This window comes from Dialister sp. CAG:357 (assembly GCF_000435155.1).
GTDB lineage: Bacteria > Bacillota > Negativicutes > Veillonellales > Dialisteraceae > Dialister > Dialister hominis.
The window spans coordinates 28577-47816 of the sequence record NZ_FR896377.1 but is presented as its reverse complement, the minus strand read 5'-3'; the positions used below and the strand labels follow the sequence as shown (position 1 = coordinate 47816).

The following is a 19240-nucleotide window of genomic DNA, read 5'->3' as shown; positions in this document are numbered from 1 at the left end:
AGAGTGGGGATTCCGCTTCAGCAGTATTCAAGGACCGTGGCAGTGGGGGCGCCTTTGACAAAAGCGGAGGAAAACTACACGATCCGTATGATGATGCCTGAACAGATCAAGACCTGGTACGATCCGTTTACGGCAGATCTGATCAAATGGAACAGTAATTTCGATTTTTATTACTTCAATAACTACCCGGATGAATTCTGGAAAGCTTGGAAATCATTAGGAGAGAGAAATAAAGAAACATATGTAGAAGCATGGCTTTTTGCCACATACGGATACTGGGCATTCCCCGCACCCGACGAAATGACGCAGTCGAGATTCGGATGGGCCTTTTCGGAAAATGATCTGAAGAACGGCCTTGCGCCGCAGCATAATAATGCCTATCATACAGCAACCATCCTGAAATTCTTTGATCCGAAGACGCAGGAAAACCTGGGCACGTACTTGTGGGATCACAGCCGCTATCTTGGAGCGGGCACCTGCCTGTGGATTACTCTTTGCATAGGACTTCTTCTTTTCAGAAGACGACAGTACACGAGATTCCTTGTGCTTCTTCCGTCCTGTCTTCTCTGGGGGACGCTGATGATTGCTGCGCCGGCCGCCTTTGTTTTCCGTTATGTATATTTCTTCCCGCTTTGCATGCCGCTTTTCCTCTTGCTGCCGTTCCTTCCTGAAGGCCGCTACAGCAGGATGCACTGGAGGGCAGACACGGAAACCATTCCGATGGAACCAATGCGAAATACCATTCATGATGAGAAAGCAGTATTTCCCGAGCCGAGGGACAGAAGCGGTGATGGGTATACGCACTGGAAAGATTAAGACCTGTATCAGAGAAACGGCGGATTACATTTTAACCTGAAGGTATAACAGATTATTTGAAAGGAGGCGGCCATGCCTTATCTGACAATTCATGGAAGACTGGGAAGGGCCAGCCTCTTTGGCGGGATTCCGCTAGGGATTGCCATCTGGTATACGATTAAGATTTTCCGGATGGATGATCAGGAACTGCTGCGCTCTGCTCTTGATCCGGTGCTGGCGCTGTCAGATATCCCGTTCCTCGTTCTCTTTGCTTTCATTGGCTTTGCATTGATGCAGAGTCTCGTGCAGCTTCTCCTTTGCGTAAGGATACTGCCGCATAAAAACCTGGGGCGGAAATGGTTCCCTGTTCTTGCTGGCACCATGTTTCTTTATGATTTGATTTTCCTTCTCGCATTCTACCCGGCACCCGGGATGAATGATACGGTATTCATGATGGATAATCCGAAATATGCGGGCGTCCAGTTTCCGTGGCTCTATTCCCTCATTTACGGGTATGAAGCGGAAGCAGCAAGGAAGCTATTCGGCACGCGGGAAGTATCCATCTTTATCCTTTCCTGTCTGCAGCTTGCTGTCATCTCAGCCGTGCTTACAAGATTTTCCTTCTGGGTGAAGGAGCACGTGGATGAAAATGCAGGGTACATTCTTTACCTATACTTTCTTCTCTTTCCGATGTCTGGAAATTATGCTATCGCAGCTGTCAGGGACGGGCTTTTTTCTGCCGCCCTTTTAGTATGGATGTGGCTTTTTATCACGAAAAGAAAAGAGAAATGGGAGAGAGGCAGGTATATTCTTCTGACAGCCGCCGCGCTTGGTCTGATGCTTCTTCGAAGCAATGGCGCCGCTGCCGCTGTTCTCATGGCGGCCTTTCTCATGTACCATAACCCGTCATGGAAAAGGATTCTGGCCGTCATTCTTTGCTGCCTGGTCATTTCAATTGTCCCCGGCCGCATGATTCTTCATGAAATGAATGAGGAGCCTCTTTTTCAGGAAAGCATGGGAATCCCTCTGCAGCAGATGGGAAGAGTGCTTGCGCTTGACGGCAGCCGGAGTGAGAGCACGGTTCTTCTGATGGACCATCTCCTTCCTGAAGAAAACTGGAAAAATGATTACCAGCCATATACGGTTGATTACGTCAAGTGGAATGATGATTTCAGACGCGGCTGGCTGAATGACCATAAGAAAGAATTCCTCCTTGCATGGGCAGATACGGGATTGAAAAATCCGCGCTTATATTTGGAGGGCTGGATGACACAGACCTATGGCCTTTGGTCCTTGATTCCAGGCGCTTATGATGTGCAGTCCAGATTTGGCTGGGCTCTGACCGATGAGAATACGAAACATATGCTTCCGGCGGACAATGACAGGATGGCCGTAGGAAATTTTCCCATGCCTTCCCGATTGAAATCATTCCTTGCCAATTTCCAGTATGAAGGAAGCCAGTTTCTGGGAGCCGGCTTTGCCTTCTGGCTGACGATTCTTCTGTCGGCTGCATTCTATGCGGATCGCAGGAGCTGGTGCATCCTTGCAGCACTTCCGCTTTTACTGAATACCGCGACGCTTCTTGTCGCAACGCCTGCGGGATATGCCTTCCGTTATTCCTTTGCTTACGTATGGGGGCTGCCGGTTCTTTTGATCCTTTTGTTCTTAAGGCCGGAAAAGGAAGAGTTGTAAACAGCCATTTAAGCATTCAAAAAAGGATGTGAGACGAATGATTATCTCGCATCCTTTTTCTTATGAAAGTTTAGATTTTATCAAAGAAGGAGGAAACTGCCTTGTTGAATTTTTCGGATTCAATCCAGAAGAGGAGGTGTCCGCCTTTTTCGAAAGGAACGAATTCCCCATGCGGAACCTGGGAAGCAATCCAGGTCCCCTGTTCTATGCTCCGCGGGAAAATACCGCTGTTAGAGGAAAGAACGATGGTTGGAACGGTGATCGTACCAAGGACGTCAGTGTAATCGCTGTAGCAGTAATCACAGTAGAGTGCAATTCCTATCGGAACCGGAAGTTTCATCATTTCATCCTTCATCCAGTCAAATCCTTCCGGAATTTTTCCTCCCTGGAAAATATTCTGAGAGAATGCTTTGACAAAAGCAGCATGGTCGGTCTGGATAGATTTTGCAAACTGGTTGAAACCTTCCGTATTGTAATTTCTGAGGCTGTGGGAATTCCATTCACCCGGGCTGAACGGGAATGGCGTCATATCAATAAGTCCAAGACCAGCCAGATGGCCGCGGTCTTTTCCGAACTGCTTCCAGTAGGAGAGCATGGTCGGGCCGCCCATGGACCAGCCCATGAGCAGGACATCCTTCAGTCCCAGGTATTCAATGACTTCATGGATGTCCTTTGCCATGCGGTCGATGGAGTATCCGTCAAGCATCTTGGAAGACCGGCCATGTCCCCTCATATCCATGGTAATGACTTCATACCTGTCTTTTAATCCTTCTACATTTTTCTTGTAGAAACGGCCTGAGCATCCCCAGCCGTGAATCAGAACAATGGGGCGGCCTTTTCCTTCTCTTTCATAATAAATGTGAGCGCCGTGGCTGACTGTGTAAATACCGTTTTTCATGATGCATCCCTCCTGAACAAAAAATGACAGAAATGGCTTTCATGGGAGACATACGAATAAAGGCTCCGTCGGGCTGTCTTTATTGTAACACTTCAGGCTGAAGCGTTTAATACGGGAATCTGCTGTGGCCTTCATCAATGAATCCTGCTGATTTCCTCGCGGCGAAAGTGTATACTGGTAGTAAGAATATCGCATTGATTGGTAAGAGTCAGGAATTTGGAATGGGGGATGTATATGAACCGGGCAGCAAAACGTTTACTTTACTTGGGAGCCGCAGTTTCCCTTTGCCTTTCTATGGGATGGGGCGCAGCAGATGCCGCTGATCTGGCAGGAGCACCGCATGAAGTCGTGACGGCTGAGCAGGAAATGGTTCTGGCAGCACCACAGGTCATTCTGAATCCCAATATCCGTTACGCCAATGCAGCTAGAACTCCCTATGAAGCAAAAGTCTGGAGGCTCGATGCGCCGGTAGGAGAGAAATTTCCAGTGAATTTCCGCAGCACTTCTGATCCTTTTGTCAAGAAACATGCCGGGGAAAAGATGTATCAGGGACTTGAAGCTCTTCATATTTCAGGAAGCGCTCAGCCTTCCGCCGATGGATTCCGCGGATTGATCAAGGAAATCAGGAAGCATACGAACGGTCCGATCTATGATATAGATCTCAAGCAGGAAACGCATGGCTTTGCCAATGGCGAGGCTGTGAGCCGGTATGGCAAGAGGAACTGGGGTAATGTCGGGAAGAGCCTCGATCAGATTCTGGCAGAAGAAAACCGGACATTTGCTTTCCTTCCGGGGAAGACAATCCTGATCAGCCCGCCAGGGGCAAGAGTGCGCGAAGACCGCCTTCAGCCGCTGACCGTTTCTGAGGCTTCGACGGAAAAAGAACTGACGCGCGAATTAGGCATCCGCTATGTCCGCATTCCAGCCACGGATCATATCTGGCCCGATCCGGATACGATTGATCAGATGATTGCGCTCTACAGACGCCTGCCCAAAGACAGCTGGCTTCATTTCCACTGCGAAGCAGGAAAGGGAAGGACGACTGCCTTCATGGCCATGTATGACATGATGCGGAACCCGCAGCTTCCGATGGAAACAATTCTTGAACGACAGCATGCCATTGGCGGAAATATCGTCAATTACGAAGGCAACGGCACAAACCAGTGGAAGAATCCATACTACAAAGAGAAAGCCAGAATGATCAAAGCTTTCTATGAGTATGTACAGCAGAACCACAAGACGGGATACCGTATGAAGTGGAGCGAATGGCTTTCAAAAAGAGAAGCAAAAACCGGTCCGCAGCGTCTGAAATAGGATTTATGATGCAAGAACTTGCAAAGAAATGCAGGATATGGTAACTTAATTCCATAAATGTATATCCACACTGTCCCTGTCACCGGATGGGGGCGTAAAAAGGTGTTTCGAGATTTTCCGTAGGTACGGCGCTTCGGCGTTACAAGGAAGATTTTGGAGCACCTTTTTTTCTGAGTGATGGTCATTGATGAAAGGATGGATTGTTATGAAAATTGCTCCATTTGCCGTGGAAGAATGGATGAATGAGTATGAAGTCGGTGCGAAATATAATATAGCGGAAACCTGCGTGGATTCCATTTCACTGGATGAACTTTTTGAACTGACTCATACAGACAAGAAGGAATTCCTGGATGATATCTGTGCCAGAAGACTGACATACGGGGATATCTACAGCAAGCCGGAACTTTTGAAAGGAATCGCTTCTCTTTACAAGACCGTGAATACAGATGAAATCGTGACCTGCCATGGCGCAGCCGGGGCAAACCACCATCTGTTCTATTCAATCGTGGAACCGGGCGACCGCGTCATTTCCGTCATGCCGACCTACCAGCAGCTGTATTCCATTCCTGCATCGCTTGGCGCAGATGTCAAAGTCATGCATCTGGAAAAAGATAAGAACTACCTGCCTGACCTTGATGAACTCAGACGTCTTGCCGTCAAGGGAACCAAGATGATCTGTCTCAATAACCCTAACAACCCGACCGGTGCATTGATGGATGAAGCCCTTCTTAAGGAAATCGTGGAAATCGCCAGGGAATGCGGCGCTCACCTGATGGTCGATGAAGTTTACCGCCACCTCACACAGGAAGATGTTTGGTCTCCTTCTGCTGCGGATCTTTATGAAAAAGGCATTTCCGTCAGCTCCATGTCCAAAGTATTATCCCTTGCCGGTGTACGCCTTGGCTGGATTGCTACAAAGGATCCATCTGTTCTTGCTGCATGCAGGAGCCACAGGGACTATGATCTGATCAGCTGCGGCATGATTGATGAAACGATTGCCGCTCTGGCTCTCAGCCACAAAGATGAGATCCTTTCACGCAACAGGACTCTGATCCGTGAAAACCTTTCCGTCCTTGATGCGTGGGTCAAGAGTGAACCGCATGTTTCCTACGTACGTCCGAAGGCAGGTACGACTTCTCTTGTCTACTACGATCTTCCTATGGACTCCTATGACTTCTGCCGTGATATGTATCATGAAACAGGCGCATTCGTTACACCAGGCGACTGCTTCGAAGAACCGCATTCCATGAGAATCGGCTACGCTGCAGACAGGGAAACCTTGAAAAACGGGCTTGCGGCTGTCAGTGAATTCATAAAAAGAATCGCGAAAGATTAAAAAGGGCTCATTTGCCTGAAATAAGTATAAAAGCTCTGATTCGGTCAAATCCTGGTCAGAGCTTTTTATAATGCATAATGGCTTATAAAAAAGATTAAGGGTCAAAATTATCCTCACTGTCATAAATGACAGTGCTCTTATTGGTGCAAATTCGATACAATAGAGAGAAATAAAGCAAATTAATGAAAAATGTACGTTATGTTACATATTGGATTGTGGGGAGTAACCAATGGATAATAAAGACTTTCGGGAGAAGTCCGCGGACGTTGCAAAAAACTTTATTCATAAATGGTATGACAAGTCAGCCACCATAAAAGAGCTGCTTGATCTGGCAGATCCGCAGGGATTCAGCTGGATCGGATATATGGCGCCCGGATTCAACCGCACAGAGGCAGAAGCACGGGATTACTACATCAAGAAGCAGGCTCGTAAGGAAATTCCGATGATGAAGGCGGACGGCGACCGTTATGACACGCAGATGATTGGGGAAAACGCGGGCCTTGTTCTTTGCGAATGCCATGTCTATGTGCCTCAGGAGTACAAACTGGTCATCAGTGAAGTGCAGAGAGTGACCATGCTGATGAGAAGAGACGGGGAGCATATTTTCATCACGCATATTCATGCGTCCAATCCCTGGTTTGCTGTCGGCAAAGATGAAAAATTTGCCATTACTGCCGGCCGGGCCAATTACGAATATGCCAGGACGCTTCTTGCGATGGAAAGATTCAAGACAGATGTCGATCTGACGCGCCGCCAGAAGCAGATTCTTTCCGAACTTTGCGATGGGAAAACGTATAAGGAAATCGGAGAAACGCTCGACATCAGTCCGCGCACGGTCCGCTACCATGTCGAGGAATTGATGCATCATTTTCATGTGGAAAACAGGTATCAGCTTCTTGCAAGAGCCCGGAGTCAGCCAAGATCAAAGAAATAATACATCAGCGCAGCCGTTATGGCTGCTTTTTTCATGGGCGAATGTGAAAAAATCATAAAATGAAATTTATTTACAATGTCGGCTCTTATTACAATTTTCACTTTTTAAAAAGAGTAGGATGACATATAATCATAGATATAGTGGCTGCGGGTTACATACCCAGGCAACTGCCATATCAATTTGAATAAAAGTTTAGGCCGCTAAGCGGATAAGCACAAGGAGGCTGGGAAGTATGGAAGATGTTGTTCAGTTATTTGATAAGGTAGATCAGAATCGTGAAGCTATGGTGGATACCTGGAAGCTTCTGGTAGACAGAGACTGCGGATCAGGAAACAAGGCAGGCGTCGACGGTGTAGGCCGCGATGTAAAAGATTTCCTGGAAAAATGCGGATTCAAAGTCTGGTTCCATGAATACGAAAAGGCAGGCAATATGCTTGTTGCTGAATACGGTGATGCAAGTAAGCCGTTCATTGTCCTGACAGGTCATATGGACACAGTATTCGGTGATGGGACAGCGGCAGCAAGACCGTTTACCATTAAAGACGGAAAGGTAACAGGCCCGGGCGTTCTTGATATGAAGGGCGGCGTAACGATCCTTCTTTATGCAGTACGTTTCCTTCTGGAAGCCGGTTATAACCGCTACCGCATCAAGATTATCCTGGCAGGCGATGAAGAAGTCGCTCATGGAAATTCCACAGCATCTGCTGATTATGAAAAAGAAGCAAAGGGCGCTATCATGGGATTCAATCTGGAAACAGGTTTTGTGGACAACAGCGTTGTTATCGAGAGAAAGGGCGTTGCCCAGTACCTCTTCGAAGTGGACGGCGTAGGCGCCCATGCAGGCAATAATCCGGAAGACGGAAGAAGTGCTGTAGAAGAACTGGCTCATAAGATCCTTGATATCCAGGCTGAAACAGACTGGCAGGAAGGCACGACGGTCAACTGCGGCGTTATTGCCGGAGGCACCGTAGCCAATGCTGTACCGGAACATGCCTGGGTAAAGGTTGACGTCCGCTTCAAGACAACAGCCGGAATGGAACGCATTGAGAAAGCTTTCCAGACGATTGCCAAGAAGCAGTACGTCGAATCGACAACGACCTGCTGCAAGAAGCTCGTCGTATTCCCGCCGATGGAAAGACTGGAGAGTTCTGAGAAACTGTTTGAAAGAGCGGAAGCCATTGCGGAAAAATATGGATTCCCGAAAGCAAAGGCAATTGCTGTCGGCGGCGGCAGCGATTCCGCTCACCTGACTGCCTGCGGCATCCCGACTCTTTGCGCACTGGGCGTCAGAGGACAGTTCAACCATACCGAAAGAGAATGGGCAGAGGAAGAATCTCTCTTTGAAAGAACAAAACTGCTGATGGCTCTTTTGTCTGAGCTCTAATCCGAAAAGAATCGGGGGAATCATATGAAAGAGGATGTTTTTGCTTATATAGATGACCATAAAGCCCAGATGATGGATCTCTGGCAGGATCTCGTCAATCAGGACAGTCCTGCCTCTTATCGGGAAGGCGTAGACCTTGTCGCCAAAAGGGTATTCAAAGAACTGGAAGAAGCAGGCGCAAGTACCAGATGGGATGAGGAAGGAAAAGCACTGATTGCTGAAATTCCTGGAGATTCCCGTGCGCCCGTCCTCCTTTTGGGGCATATAGATACCGTATTTCCTGTCGGCGAGGCAGCCAGAAGGCCGTTTACCGTAGAAGGCAGTCGTGTTACCGGACCCGGCGCACTGGATATGAAAGGCGGCGTTGCTGTTATGCTTTCTGCATTGAAGGCTCTTCACAGTGCTGGATTTTCCGGACGTCCATTAAAGGTGATTCTTGTTTCTGATGAAGAAATCGCCCATAACGGATCGAAAGCGACTGTTATGCTGCAGCGTGAAGCCAGGGGATGCGCAGCCTGCTTTAATTGCGAGACAGGGTACGAAGATAATTCACTTGTCATTGGCAGAAAAGGCGGCGTCGTATTCAAGGCCGCTGTGCATGGCATTGCGGCTCACGCAGGAAATAATCCGCGCCAGGGCAGAAGTGCCATTTGGGAAATGGCAAAGAAGATTGATGATATCCAGAATATGACGGACTGGGATAAGGGAATTACGTTCAATGTCGGTACCATTAAAGGCGGCACCGTATCAAACGCGATTCCGGGCTACTGTGAAGTAGAAGGAGATATCCGTTTCCAGGATCCGGATATTTCACCATTCGTCAAGGAAGAACTTCTCAAGGTCTTGAATCATACCTATATGGAAGGAACGAAGACAGAACTCCTTTTATACCATGAGGGCATGCTTCCCATGAAAATGACAGAAGAAAACAGGAAGCTGTTCGAATTTGTAAAGAAGACCGGAGAAGAAAATGGAATCCCGGTATCAGAAGGAAAGCTTGTAGGCGGCGGCAGTGATTCGGGCTACGTTGTGTATGCCGGCGTTCCGACCGTCTGCGCCATGGGTGTCAAGGGCCGGTTCAATCATACAAGAGATGAATATGCGCTTAAGGACAGCCTGTTTGAAAGAGCAAAGCTTCTTGGCGCCGTTATTTTAAAAATGAATGAAGTTTAAAGGAGAATAGCAGTATGGCAGCAGCAAAAGCAGAAGTAAAAAAAGAAGAGGATTTGTCACTTCCGGAATATTTTATGAGGGGAGCCAAGAAAGGGTTTTACATTACCGTTGAACTGATTGCTCCGGCAATGGTCATGGCGTATACGCTGATTACCTTCTTGAACCTGTCAGGGATTATGCCGCTGATTGGAAAATTACTGGCCCCGGTCATGGGAATTTTTGGACTTCCGGGTGAAGCTTCCGTCGTCCTTCTGGCGGCGTTCTTCGCAAAAGCTGCAGGCTGTGCTACGGCTGCCGGCATGTATATGAGCGGAAATCTGACCGCGGTAGAAGCAACAATCCTGTTTCCGGCATGCATTACGATGGGAACGCTGATCGGGCATTTTGCCAGAATCATTTTAGTATGCAAAGTGCGCGCTCTTTATTATCCGGTCATGTTTGCAACGCCGATCATTGACGCTGTTATTGTCATGTTCCTGACGCGTCTCGTGCTTGTTTTAATGGGATACTGAGGAGGAACAGCCAATGAGTGAATCAAAAGAAAATAAACAGGAAGCGCTGCAGAAGGAAAATGAATACAAGGTGACATGGAAAGGATGGGTGTCCCTCGCTTTCCTGACCATCTCCTTTTCAGGGCTTGTAGCGCATCAGGATAATTTCCTGAAAGCATTCGACCTGATGAACCTGATGGGGCAGTTTGGCCATGCCGATGGTGCGAAGATTGCAATGCAGGGAACAGGCGGATTTGGTGCAAGGGAAGGTTTTGCCTTTGCATTGACAATGGTGCCGGTTACCATGCTCGCGCAGGGATTGATTGAAACATGCGAGCATTTAGGAGCCTTGAAGGCTGCCGGCAAGCTTTTCCAGCCATTCCTCCGTTTCCTCTTGGGAATTCCTGGCGTAGCCGGACTTGCCTTCATATCCAGTTTTACCAGCTCCGATATCGGCGCTTTCATGACAAAGAACCTTTTTGAAGAAGGCATGATGAATGATGACGAAAGAACGATTTTTGCTGCGTATCAGTATGCAGGCTCCGCCGTCATCAATAACACCATCGCTTCCGGGGCGGCACTTCTTCCTATCTCTATACTGCCCGTGGGCGTGGTTATCGTGCTCATTATCATTGTTAAATTTATCGGTGCGAATTTCGTCCGCTTTTATCTGAAGTATTATCACAGAAGACATCCTGAATCAGTACTGCCTTCTGAAGAAGTATAAATTGCAGGGGAGCCTTGTTCAGGCTTCCCTTTTTTATTGTAAAAGGGGAAATCATTATGGACCTTGAAAAAGTGAGAAGAGCGTTCAAGCGCAACCGCTTCGAGTGCAGCGTCTTTGAAACGGCAGGAGAAGCGGCAGAGTATCTTGACGGGAAGATTGACGGAGAGACGGTGGGGTTCGGGGATTCATTGACACTTCAGGCAATGGCATGTATGAGAAACTGAGCCGCCATAACACCATATTTGATGTGCACCAGATCAACAGGGAAAGAGACGGGTTTGAAAAGAGCAACGAAGCCTTTCTTGATTTGGCGAGAAAGGCCATGGTGACTGACGTTTTCCTGACATCGGTGAACGGTGTATCGGAAACTGGCGTCATGGTCAACGTGGACGGCACAGGAAACAGAGTGGCAGGCTCGCTCTTCGGGCATAAAAAAGTGTACTTTGTCCTGGGGGTCAATAAAATCATGCCGACTCTGGAAGAGGCCATTTACCGTGCAAGGAACGTGGCAGCGCCGAAAAATGTTCTCCGCCACGGATACAAGTGCGGATGCTCGCTTCAGGGAGGAGACCGCTGCTATGACTGCGGTGCGCCTGACAGAATCTGCAATGTCCTTGCCATTTACTATAAGAAGATGAGGAATATTGAAATGGAAGTCATCCTGATCAATGAGGATTTGGGATACTAATGAATTTGCAATAGATAGAAGAGCAATAAAAAAGCACCCCGCGCCTTCCCTCGCGGAGTGTTTTTATTATGGATCAGTTGTTTTCAACAGGAGCTGCTTCCAGTTCTTCATTGGAAGAAGAGTTCTTCTTGAAAACAGTCGCTTTCAGGTAGAGTGCCAGGCAGACTGCACCGAATACGATGCCTGCCGGGTAAGTGATGGAAGTAGCCAGTTCGAGGCCTTCCTTAGCCTGAAGGATGTAAGTGGAGGTGACAACGGACATGAATGTTGCCGGAATGCATGCCATGAGCCATGCTTTGCCTTCACAGTGACGATAGAGGTAAACTGCGCCGGTCCAGAGAACGATCATAGCGAGTGTCTGGTTTGTCCAGGAGAAGTAACGCCAGATAATGTTGAAGTTCATCTGAGAAAGAACGGCACCGATGCCGAGAAGCGGAACTGCGAATGCAAGACGTTTTACAAGGCCGACCTGATCGATCTTGAACCAGTCAGCAAGGGTCAGACGAGCTGCGCGGAATGCAGTATCACCAGAGGTGATCGGGCATGCAACGACGCCGAGCATAGCGAGGATTGTGCCGATGCCGGTACCCATGTAGCCGACGCAGATATCATAAACTGCACCGCCAGGGCCGCCGGCTTTCAGAGCTGCCTGAAGGCCGCTTGTGCCGTCGAAGAATGTAACGCCTGCAGCTGCCCAGATCAGGCAGATGACACCTTCTGCAACCATGGCGCCGTAGAATACTGGACGTCCGAGACGTTCATCTTTCAGGCAGCGGGCCATGAGAGGGGACTGGGTGGAATGGAAGCCGGAAATAGCGCCGCAAGCAACGGTGATGAACATTAACGGCCAGATTGGGAGCTGGTTTTCTCCCGGATACAGGTTAGCGAAAACCATTTCAGGCATTGTGTGTCCGCCTACGCCGAAGAGCATGCCGCCTGCGATGCCGACAGCCATGATGATGAGGCAGATACCGAAAATCGGATAGAAACGTGCAATGATCTTATCGATCGGGAGCATGGTAGCCAGGAAGTAGTAGGCAAGAACGACGATGAGCCAAGGGAGAACTTCCCAGCTGGTCAGTTTTGCCAGGAGCATTGCCGGGCCTGTCATGAATACGGTGCCGACGAGGATAAGAAGAATGACAGAGAAGACACGCATGATGTTCAGCATGGTGCTGCCCATCTGGTGGCCAACGATTTCAGAAATACTGTGTCCGTCTTCACGGATGGACATCATGCCGGAGAGGTAGTCATGTACGCCGCCGGCGAAAATGGTACCGAGGACAATCCATAAGTAAACGGATGGACCCCAGAGAGCGCCGCCAAGAGCGCCGAAGATCGGTCCCAGACCAGCGATGTTGAGCAGCTGGATCAGGAAAACTTTCCATGTAGGAAGCGGAATGTAGTCAACGCCGTCGTTGTGGATCGTGGCAGGCGTCTGACGGTCGTCAGGACCAAAGAAGTGATCAACGATGCGGCCGTAGATAAAGTAGCCTGTGATTAAAGCGGCCAGCGCAAGTAAAAAGGTTATCAAAGGAAATACCTCCCCAAATAAAAAAATAATGAATACACTCCTGATGAATCCGGCGCTTCTGCCCAGAACCGCAGAAAGCCTTGCGGCTATCGGCACAAGCGGCATACTTCATCTCAAATCATGGAAACGGAGTTTCGATCCGCATCCGGCAGCGTGACACCTTCTTTCCTGTGTTTCGTAATTAAATGTTGGATGAGCCTTTATCGGAAACATGATTTAATGTTCTCATCCGTTGCACTTTACGAATATTAGAATACAACACACCAACCTATACGTCAATAGCAAAAACATATGCCATTTAGTAATAAATATACACGTTGAGGATGAGTTTATCTTAAGATGTAGCCTTAATTGGCGGATTGAAATCATTTGAGGAACAGCACATATCTATCATCCAAGATTTGTTCATTTCCTTGATATATAATGTATAATAAAATATAAAAAGAATTTCCTATGAAATCTAAAGGAAATGAAGAAAAAAGTCTTTATTTTTACTTGACATGAACTCTCCGTAAAAGGTATAATACCTCTTGTGAGATTTGTCCGGAAACCACTAGCCCCGGAGGAAAGACAATATCTTGCGGTTCTGTTTAGTATTCAGGAGGAATCATTTATAATGAAAAGCACATTTATGGCCAATGCGGGAAACATCACCCGTAAATGGTATATTGTTGATGCAGAAGGACTGACACTTGGCCGTCTGGCAGCTAGTGTAGCTAAAGTCCTCACAGGCAAAAATAAACCTACTTACACACCGCATGTTGATACAGGCGACAACGTTATCGTCATCAACGCAGATAAAGTCGTTCTGACAGGCAAGAAAGAACTGAAGAAGGTATACTTCCACTACACCGGTTACATCGGCGGAGATAGATACCAGAAAGCCGGGGACGCTCTTCGTGAAAAACCAGCTTGGGTTGTTGAACATGCTATTCGCGGCATGCTTCCGAAGAACAAACTTGGCGCTCAGATGTATCGTAAGCTTCATGTTTATGCTGGTGCAGAACATCCGCACGCAGCTCAGAAACCTGAAGAACTGAAGCTCAATATCCGTTAACCAGAAGGGAAGGAAATATAAGAAATGGCAGAAGCTACATACTACGGCACTGGCCGCAGAAAAACATCCGTTGCCAGAGTCCGTCTGGTACCGGGACAGGGAAACATTACAATCAACGGTCGTGAACTGAAAGATTATTTCGATCTTGCAACTCTCGAACTGATCATTAAACAGCCACTTGAACTGACAGGCACAACCTCCGCATATGACGTTATTGCTAACGTTAAAGGCGGCGGACGTACAGGCCAGGCAGGTGCTATCCGTCATGGCATCAGCCGCGCACTGCTCGACGTAGACGCTGACTACAGAAAACTGCTGAAGAGCGCAGGTCTTCTGACCCGTGACCCGAGAATGAAAGAACGTAAGAAATACGGTCTCAAGAAAGCAAGAAAAGCAAGCCAGTTCTCCAAGCGTTAATCGTTGGATTACGGCAAAAACGCACATGGAATTCCATGTGCGTTTTTTTTTCGGTTAAGACAGCCGTATTTGCGCAAGGTAGCGCATCAATGGCTCTGTGAAGTATAATGATAACAATTGAAGTCAAAAACGAAAGGAAGATTGGATATGACTCCACAGGATATTATTGATGCAACGAATACATTTGGACGCTATGGCGTACCGGAAGAAAATATCTTCCAGGAAGTCATGCGTGCAAGGTATCTGGACTATTTCCTTTTCAGCAATTCGTCGAATGCCCAGTATGGCATTTCCATTGAAGATCTGTATGAAAATATGAAGAAGACGGCTGACCGCCTGGGCCTTTATGAAGGGGATGCCGATACGTATGCCAGAGTGTATACACTCGCGCTACGCGTGGATCCGATGGCCTTTGCACCGGGAGCAGGCACAGCGCGTCAGGAAGTCAGAGCTCTTCTCAAGGAAGCAGGAAAGAAGGCAGAAGAAGCAGGACAGACAATCCTTTTCTCCGGCGCAGAAAACTACCTTCCTGTTTTGGATGATCTTTTCAAGGATCTGACGACGAAGAGAATAGCTCTTGCCATGAATTCGCCGGAATGGAAAGAAAAGCTCCATATGGTCTTCCCTCGAGGGCGGATGATGATGGAGGAAGAACTTGATGCTGACACGGAAGCATATAATTACATATTCAACTGGGAAACAAGCAGCATTGCGCATGCTGCCTCGATCACCAGAAGACTTTCAGAGAAGGGCACGATGGATGTTTTGATTCCATATGCGCTTCTTCTTGAAGACAGTGAGGAAGCAGAAGACGCACGAAAGGCTCTGGCCGCTGAAGGAAAACTCGTTTCTTATTATGATACAGATTTAGGCGGCAAGGAGTACGCATTCCTCCGGTTTGCAGGAGAAAAGTCGCCTGCCGTATCATTTGGCGAATCCGGATTTGAAGCCGGCGCTTTCCATGGGTATGATACGCTTAAGCTTTCTTCTGAAGATTTTGCAGCAGCTGACGACTGGAATATCGATATCTACGCATACAATGGATCTCCTGCGCTTCAGTCGATCCTTGCAGGAAATATTCTGGATCTCGATCATTCCATCGGAAAAGTGTTCGAAGGTCTCATGCCTGGAAGACTTTCCGCCGGATATTATGACGGCCTTTCTGCAGAAGGCATTTCTGATTCAGGAATCAGGAAAGACCTTATTTCCTCAGCGCCGGCAGAAGAAGGCGATGAAGGGATTGCTGTCAGAAGCGGCGATCTTGTCATTACAGTCAGGGATGGAAGTGTGAAGACCGCCGTCATTCCGGAAGGGACATCCTGCGTTCTTGCACCTGGCATCTTGGCACTCCGCCCTTCAGGCAGGTACACTTCCTGGTACTTGAAACTGTACTTGGACGGCCCGGTCGGCCAGCTTTTCCTTAATACGATGAAAGCAGGGTATTCATACCATTTAATAACGGAACGGATTCTCAGGCTGCCGCTTCCCAAGGCGGATGATATGGTTATCCGCGAAGCAGATGCGCTCTGCCGCAAGACAGCTGAATCGCTGGCAAAGGCAGAAGAAGCCTGGAGAAATGCTAAGAGAGATTCCGTCGCCCTGATGATGGGACATGGTCAGGCATAAATCGAGTGGTCATAAATGAAAGGCAGGGTAAATTAATGAAGCTGGTTCTTGCAACTCATAATAAAGGAAAAATCAGGGAATTTCAGAAAGTATTCTCTGAAATAGGCTGGGAAGCCGTTCCTGTTGCTGATGTCTCTGATGCACCAGATCCGGAGGAGACCGGAAAAACTTTCAAAGAAAATGCACTGCAGAAAGCGCATTATTACGCCAAAGTCACAAATCTTCCCGTGCTGTCAGATGACTCCGGCATCATTGCAGATGTTTTAGGCGACCGCCCGGGTGTTTATTCCGCCCGTTATGCAGGAAAGCATGGCGATGATGAGGCCAACAACAGAAAACTTGTGGAAGACCTGAAACCGTATACCGGAGATGACCGCAAGGGCCATTATGTATGCGTCATTGCACTTGTATGGCCGGATGGAAAGGAAATCACAGCAGAAGGTACCTGCGAGGGCATCATCCGTGATTTCTACAAAGGAAACGGCGGCTTTGGATATGATCCGCTGTTCTACCTGCCGCAGTATGGCAAGACGATGGCAGAAATCTCCATGGAGGAGAAAAACAAGATCAGCCATCGCGGAAAAGCCATCCAGGCGCTGCTCAATGAGCTAAAAAAATTATAGTCTTAATCGATATCTATACAGAATAAGTATACAAGATATAAATCGTTTTCAATCTATTTGACTCTATGTTATAATTGGAATGTTCCATTCCGGGTAAGAATAAGGATGGGGGTGTCAGTTTACTTCATGAAAAGAGGTAAGCTTAAACTGTTCGGCTTCAACAATTTGACGAAGACGCTCAGCTTCAATATGTACGACATTTGTTATGCCAGTACAGAACAGGAAAGAAAAAAGTACATTGCTTATATTGATGAGCAGTACAGTGCAGAAAGACTGACCCAGATTTTGAATGAGGTTGCTGATACGATCGGTGCCATCGTGCTGAATACGGCCCAGCAGGATTATGATCCGCAGGGCGCCAGCGTGACGATGCTGATTGCAGAGGAAGAAGTGGAAAAGCAGGATGTGGTCATGCATCTGGACAAGAGCCATATCACTGTTCACACATATCCCGAAATGCATCCTCAGGATGGGATCTGCACATTCCGCGCAGACATCGATGTATCGACCTGCGGGAAAATCTCTCCTTTGAAGGCGCTCAACTATTTGCTGAAGTCATTTGACGCAGACATCGTAATCACTGACTATCGTGTCAGGGGATTCACCAGGGATGTCAATGGCAAGAAGATCTATATCGACCACAGAATTAATTCCATCCAGAATTATATGTCGCCGGATCTCCGCCACCGCTATGATATGATTGACGTCAACGTCTATCAGGAAAATATTTTCCACACAAAGATGCTGATTCATGATTTCAAGCTGGACAACTATTTGTTTGACACGACGGAAAAGGAACTCGACAAGAAGGAAGTAAAGAGAATCCGCCGCCTGCTCAAGCAGGAAATGTATGAAATCTTCAACGGCAGGAATATGCCGGCTATAAAAGATTAATTTTATTATTCAGGAGGTTTTTTATGGATACCGAGAAACTTAGACAGGAAGCCATTGAGCTTAGAAAAGAAAAGCATCAGATGATCAAGACTGAACTGAATGCTGAACTGAACGACGGCCACGATCTGGCTATCGTATATACACCGGGCGTTTCCGCTCCGTGCCTTGCTATTAAGGACGACGAAGATCTGTCCCTGACCATGACCTGGAGAGGCAATGTCGTAGCAGTTATTTCCGACGGCACCCGCGTACTGGGCCTTGGCGATATCGGAGCTGCTGCTTCCATGCCGGTTATGGAAGGCAAATCTGCTCTGTACAAGAAATTTGGCAACATTGATGCGATTCCGATCGTTCTTGACACCAAAGACAAAGATGAATTCATTCATACAGTAAAGCTTCTGGAAAAGAACTTCGCAGGCATCAACCTCGAAGATATCTCTTCCCCGAAATGCTATGACATTGAAGACGAACTGAAGAAAATCATGAATATTCCGGTATTCCATGATGACCAGCACGGCACAGCTATTGCAGCTCTCGCAGCACTGCTCGGTGCTCTGAAAGTCGTTAACAAGAAGATCGAAGACATCAAAGTCGTTATCAACGGCGCAGGCGCTGCAGGCACAGCTATTGCAAAACTGCTTCTGGAAGACGGCGTAAAGGCTGAAAACATGACCATCCTGAATTCCAAAGGCATTCTCTTTGACAATGGAAAACGCGACAGAGTCCAGATGGAACTGATCAAGAAAACAAACCCGGAAAACAAGCAGGGAACATTTGCTGATGCTGTCAAAGGCGCAGACGTACTCATCGGCTGCTCCGCTCCTGGCGTATTCAACAATGACGCTCTGAAGACCATGGCAGACAAGAGCATTGTCTTCGCTATGGCAAACCCGGTTCCGGAAATCATGTATGAAGAAGCTGAAGAAAAAGGCGTTTACATCTATGGCTCCGGCAGAAGCGATATGCCGAACCAGGTAAACAACTCTTCCGTATTCCCGGGCCTGTTCCGCGGCGCTCTCGACGTACGCGCACGCCAGATCAATGAAGAAATGAAACTGGCTGCTGCTCATGCTCTGGCTGATCTGGCTACACAGTGCACACTGGATCCGAAGCATGTTGTCGTTGACGTATTCGACAAGAGAGTTCCTCATGTCGTCGCAAAGGCTGTAGCAGAAGCTGCTATCAAGACAGGCGTAGCAAGAGCAACTGAACTTCCAGCTCAGTACAAAGACTAATCGTTGAATGTAACTAATCGTTGAATGTAATTTTATACGATAATAAAAAGACTCATGTCCATTTCAGGATATGGGTCTTTTTTTTGCTCAAACGGGATTTTTATCAAATATTTGAATTATAAAATCGAAATATTTCGTATAACTGTTTTTGCCCGCCATTCCAATTCAGTATATAATAATAGATATACATTCATACAGGAGGGAGAACCATGGGATTCTTGGGGGCGGTTTCTTCTTACTTTCATAAAAAAGGATTTGAAAATCTGTCTTCTGACGAAAGGATCGGACTCATAGACAAGGGTGCGATGCGTATTTTGCGTGCATTTCATGAAGATGGATTTGAAGCATTTATCGTGGGCGGCTGCGTCAGGGATCTGATGATGAAGCTTGAGCCTCATGACTGGGATATTACAACGTCTGCT

Annotated in this window: 19 protein-coding genes and 1 pseudogene; 18 read left to right on the top strand and 2 right to left on the bottom strand. The window is 47.6% G+C overall.

From position 1 onward, the window contains the following. A partial coding sequence (locus tag M3200_RS02025) for a DUF6020 family protein (protein ID WP_288178078.1) occupies positions 1 to 816 on the top strand: 816 nt, incomplete at its 5' end. 72 nt (positions 817 to 888) lie between these two features. Next, complete coding sequence (locus M3200_RS02020; RefSeq protein ID WP_022381870.1) at positions 889 to 2487, top strand: DUF6020 family protein; 1599 nt, start codon at positions 889 to 891, stop codon at positions 2485 to 2487. Positions 2488 to 2557: 70 nt separating this feature from the next. Here M3200_RS02020 and M3200_RS02015 read toward each other — a convergent pair whose 3' ends face one another. Then, positions 2558 to 3385, bottom strand: coding sequence for an alpha/beta fold hydrolase (locus M3200_RS02015; RefSeq protein ID WP_022381869.1), 828 nt, complete (start codon positions 3383 to 3385; stop codon positions 2558 to 2560). 234 nt (positions 3386 to 3619) lie between these two features. Here M3200_RS02015 and M3200_RS02010 point away from each other — a divergent pair, with 234 nt between their 5' ends. The 9 genes from M3200_RS02010 (at position 3620) to M3200_RS01970 (ending at position 11432) form a co-directional block, all read left to right on the top strand. Continuing rightward, the gene (locus tag M3200_RS02010; RefSeq protein WP_022381868.1) at positions 3620 to 4699 is read left to right on the top strand and encodes a phosphatase domain-containing putative toxin; all 1080 of its coding nucleotides are present in this window, start codon (positions 3620 to 3622) and stop codon (positions 4697 to 4699) included. 205 nt (positions 4700 to 4904) lie between these two features. Further along, positions 4905 to 6035 (top strand): aminotransferase, encoded by a 1131-nt coding sequence (locus M3200_RS02005; protein ID WP_022381867.1) that lies wholly within the window; start codon positions 4905 to 4907, stop codon positions 6033 to 6035. Between the two features lie 229 nt (positions 6036 to 6264). Then, on the top strand, positions 6265 to 6969 hold the full coding sequence (locus tag M3200_RS02000) for a helix-turn-helix transcriptional regulator (RefSeq protein ID WP_022381866.1): 705 nt from the start codon (positions 6265 to 6267) through the stop codon (positions 6967 to 6969). Positions 6970 to 7201: 232 nt separating this feature from the next. Continuing rightward, positions 7202 to 8353, top strand: coding sequence for a M20 family metallopeptidase (locus tag M3200_RS01995; protein ID WP_022381865.1), 1152 nt, complete (start codon positions 7202 to 7204; stop codon positions 8351 to 8353). 24 nt (positions 8354 to 8377) lie between these two features. After that, positions 8378 to 9526 (top strand): M20 family metallopeptidase, encoded by a 1149-nt coding sequence (locus M3200_RS01990; protein ID WP_022381864.1) that lies wholly within the window; start codon positions 8378 to 8380, stop codon positions 9524 to 9526. A gap of 14 nt (positions 9527 to 9540) precedes the next feature. Beyond that, positions 9541 to 10038, top strand: a complete 498-nt coding sequence (locus M3200_RS01985) for a nucleoside recognition domain-containing protein (RefSeq protein ID WP_022381863.1) — start codon at positions 9541 to 9543, stop codon at positions 10036 to 10038. Positions 10039 to 10051: 13 nt separating this feature from the next. Next, positions 10052 to 10744: a nucleoside recognition domain-containing protein gene (locus M3200_RS01980; protein ID WP_022381862.1), complete on the top strand. Its 693-nt coding sequence runs from the start codon at positions 10052 to 10054 to the stop codon at positions 10742 to 10744. A gap of 56 nt (positions 10745 to 10800) precedes the next feature. After that, the gene (locus M3200_RS01975; RefSeq protein ID WP_022381861.1) at positions 10801 to 10968 is read left to right on the top strand and encodes a hypothetical protein; all 168 of its coding nucleotides are present in this window, start codon (positions 10801 to 10803) and stop codon (positions 10966 to 10968) included. Continuing rightward, entirely contained in the window at positions 10953 to 11432 is a 480-nt protein-coding gene (locus M3200_RS01970) for an LUD domain-containing protein (RefSeq protein ID WP_022381860.1), read from the top strand. The genes M3200_RS01975 and M3200_RS01970 overlap by 16 nt, the downstream gene beginning before the upstream one ends. A 73-nt stretch (positions 11433 to 11505) precedes the next feature. Here the strand turns inward: M3200_RS01970 and M3200_RS01965 are convergent, their stop codons facing one another. Next, on the bottom strand, positions 11506 to 12966 hold the full coding sequence (locus M3200_RS01965) for a carbon starvation CstA family protein (protein WP_022381859.1): 1461 nt from the start codon (positions 12964 to 12966) through the stop codon (positions 11506 to 11508). A 616-nt stretch (positions 12967 to 13582) separates the two neighbouring features. Here M3200_RS01965 and rplM point away from each other — a divergent pair. The 7 genes and pseudogenes from rplM to M3200_RS01930 form a co-directional block, all read left to right on the top strand. Further along, a complete protein-coding gene (gene rplM / locus M3200_RS01960) occupies positions 13583 to 14023 on the top strand; it encodes a 50S ribosomal protein L13 (protein ID WP_022381858.1) in 441 nt (146 codons plus the stop codon). Positions 14024 to 14047: 24 nt separating this feature from the next. Then, positions 14048 to 14440: a 30S ribosomal protein S9 gene (gene rpsI, locus M3200_RS01955; protein WP_022381857.1), complete on the top strand. Its 393-nt coding sequence runs from the start codon at positions 14048 to 14050 to the stop codon at positions 14438 to 14440. Positions 14441 to 14587: 147 nt separating this feature from the next. Continuing rightward, complete coding sequence (locus M3200_RS01950; protein ID WP_022381856.1) at positions 14588 to 16066, top strand: restriction endonuclease subunit S domain-containing protein; 1479 nt, start codon at positions 14588 to 14590, stop codon at positions 16064 to 16066. 35 nt (positions 16067 to 16101) lie between these two features. After that, positions 16102 to 16689 (top strand): XTP/dITP diphosphatase, encoded by a 588-nt coding sequence (locus tag M3200_RS01945; RefSeq protein WP_022381855.1) that lies wholly within the window; start codon positions 16102 to 16104, stop codon positions 16687 to 16689. A gap of 126 nt (positions 16690 to 16815) precedes the next feature. Next, complete coding sequence (gene speD / locus M3200_RS01940) at positions 16816 to 17583, top strand: adenosylmethionine decarboxylase (RefSeq protein WP_108850828.1); 768 nt, start codon at positions 16816 to 16818, stop codon at positions 17581 to 17583. A gap of 23 nt (positions 17584 to 17606) precedes the next feature. Next, complete coding sequence (locus M3200_RS01935) at positions 17607 to 18818, top strand: NAD(P)-dependent malic enzyme (protein ID WP_022381853.1); 1212 nt, start codon at positions 17607 to 17609, stop codon at positions 18816 to 18818. 209 nt (positions 18819 to 19027) lie between these two features. Further along, positions 19028 to 19240 (top strand): annotated as a pseudogene (locus M3200_RS01930) (CCA tRNA nucleotidyltransferase); the annotation flags it as partial.

Bases quoted from the DNA above. Each gene is read 5' to 3' on its own strand.
- M3200_RS02020 (WP_022381870.1), top strand. From the start codon at position 889: ATGCCTTATCTGACAATTCATGGAAGACTGGGAAGGGCCAGCCTCTTT.
- M3200_RS02015 (WP_022381869.1), bottom strand. From the start codon at position 3,385: ATGAAAAACGGTATTTACACAGTCAGCCACGGCGCTCACATTTATTAT.
- M3200_RS02010 (WP_022381868.1), top strand. From the start codon at position 3,620: ATGAACCGGGCAGCAAAACGTTTACTTTACTTGGGAGCCGCAGTTTCC.
- M3200_RS02005 (WP_022381867.1), top strand. From the start codon at position 4,905: ATGAAAATTGCTCCATTTGCCGTGGAAGAATGGATGAATGAGTATGAA.
- M3200_RS02000 (WP_022381866.1), top strand. From the start codon at position 6,265: ATGGATAATAAAGACTTTCGGGAGAAGTCCGCGGACGTTGCAAAAAAC.
- M3200_RS01995 (WP_022381865.1), top strand. From the start codon at position 7,202: ATGGAAGATGTTGTTCAGTTATTTGATAAGGTAGATCAGAATCGTGAA.
- M3200_RS01990 (WP_022381864.1), top strand. From the start codon at position 8,378: ATGAAAGAGGATGTTTTTGCTTATATAGATGACCATAAAGCCCAGATG.
- M3200_RS01985 (WP_022381863.1), top strand. From the start codon at position 9,541: ATGGCAGCAGCAAAAGCAGAAGTAAAAAAAGAAGAGGATTTGTCACTT.
- M3200_RS01980 (WP_022381862.1), top strand. From the start codon at position 10,052: ATGAGTGAATCAAAAGAAAATAAACAGGAAGCGCTGCAGAAGGAAAAT.
- M3200_RS01975 (WP_022381861.1), top strand. From the start codon at position 10,801: ATGGACCTTGAAAAAGTGAGAAGAGCGTTCAAGCGCAACCGCTTCGAG.
- M3200_RS01970 (WP_022381860.1), top strand. From the start codon at position 10,953: ATGTATGAGAAACTGAGCCGCCATAACACCATATTTGATGTGCACCAG.
- rplM (WP_022381858.1), top strand. From the start codon at position 13,583: ATGAAAAGCACATTTATGGCCAATGCGGGAAACATCACCCGTAAATGG.
- rpsI (WP_022381857.1), top strand. From the start codon at position 14,048: ATGGCAGAAGCTACATACTACGGCACTGGCCGCAGAAAAACATCCGTT.
- M3200_RS01950 (WP_022381856.1), top strand. From the start codon at position 14,588: ATGACTCCACAGGATATTATTGATGCAACGAATACATTTGGACGCTAT.
- M3200_RS01945 (WP_022381855.1), top strand. From the start codon at position 16,102: ATGAAGCTGGTTCTTGCAACTCATAATAAAGGAAAAATCAGGGAATTT.
- speD (WP_108850828.1), top strand. From the start codon at position 16,816: ATGAAAAGAGGTAAGCTTAAACTGTTCGGCTTCAACAATTTGACGAAG.
- M3200_RS01935 (WP_022381853.1), top strand. From the start codon at position 17,607: ATGGATACCGAGAAACTTAGACAGGAAGCCATTGAGCTTAGAAAAGAA.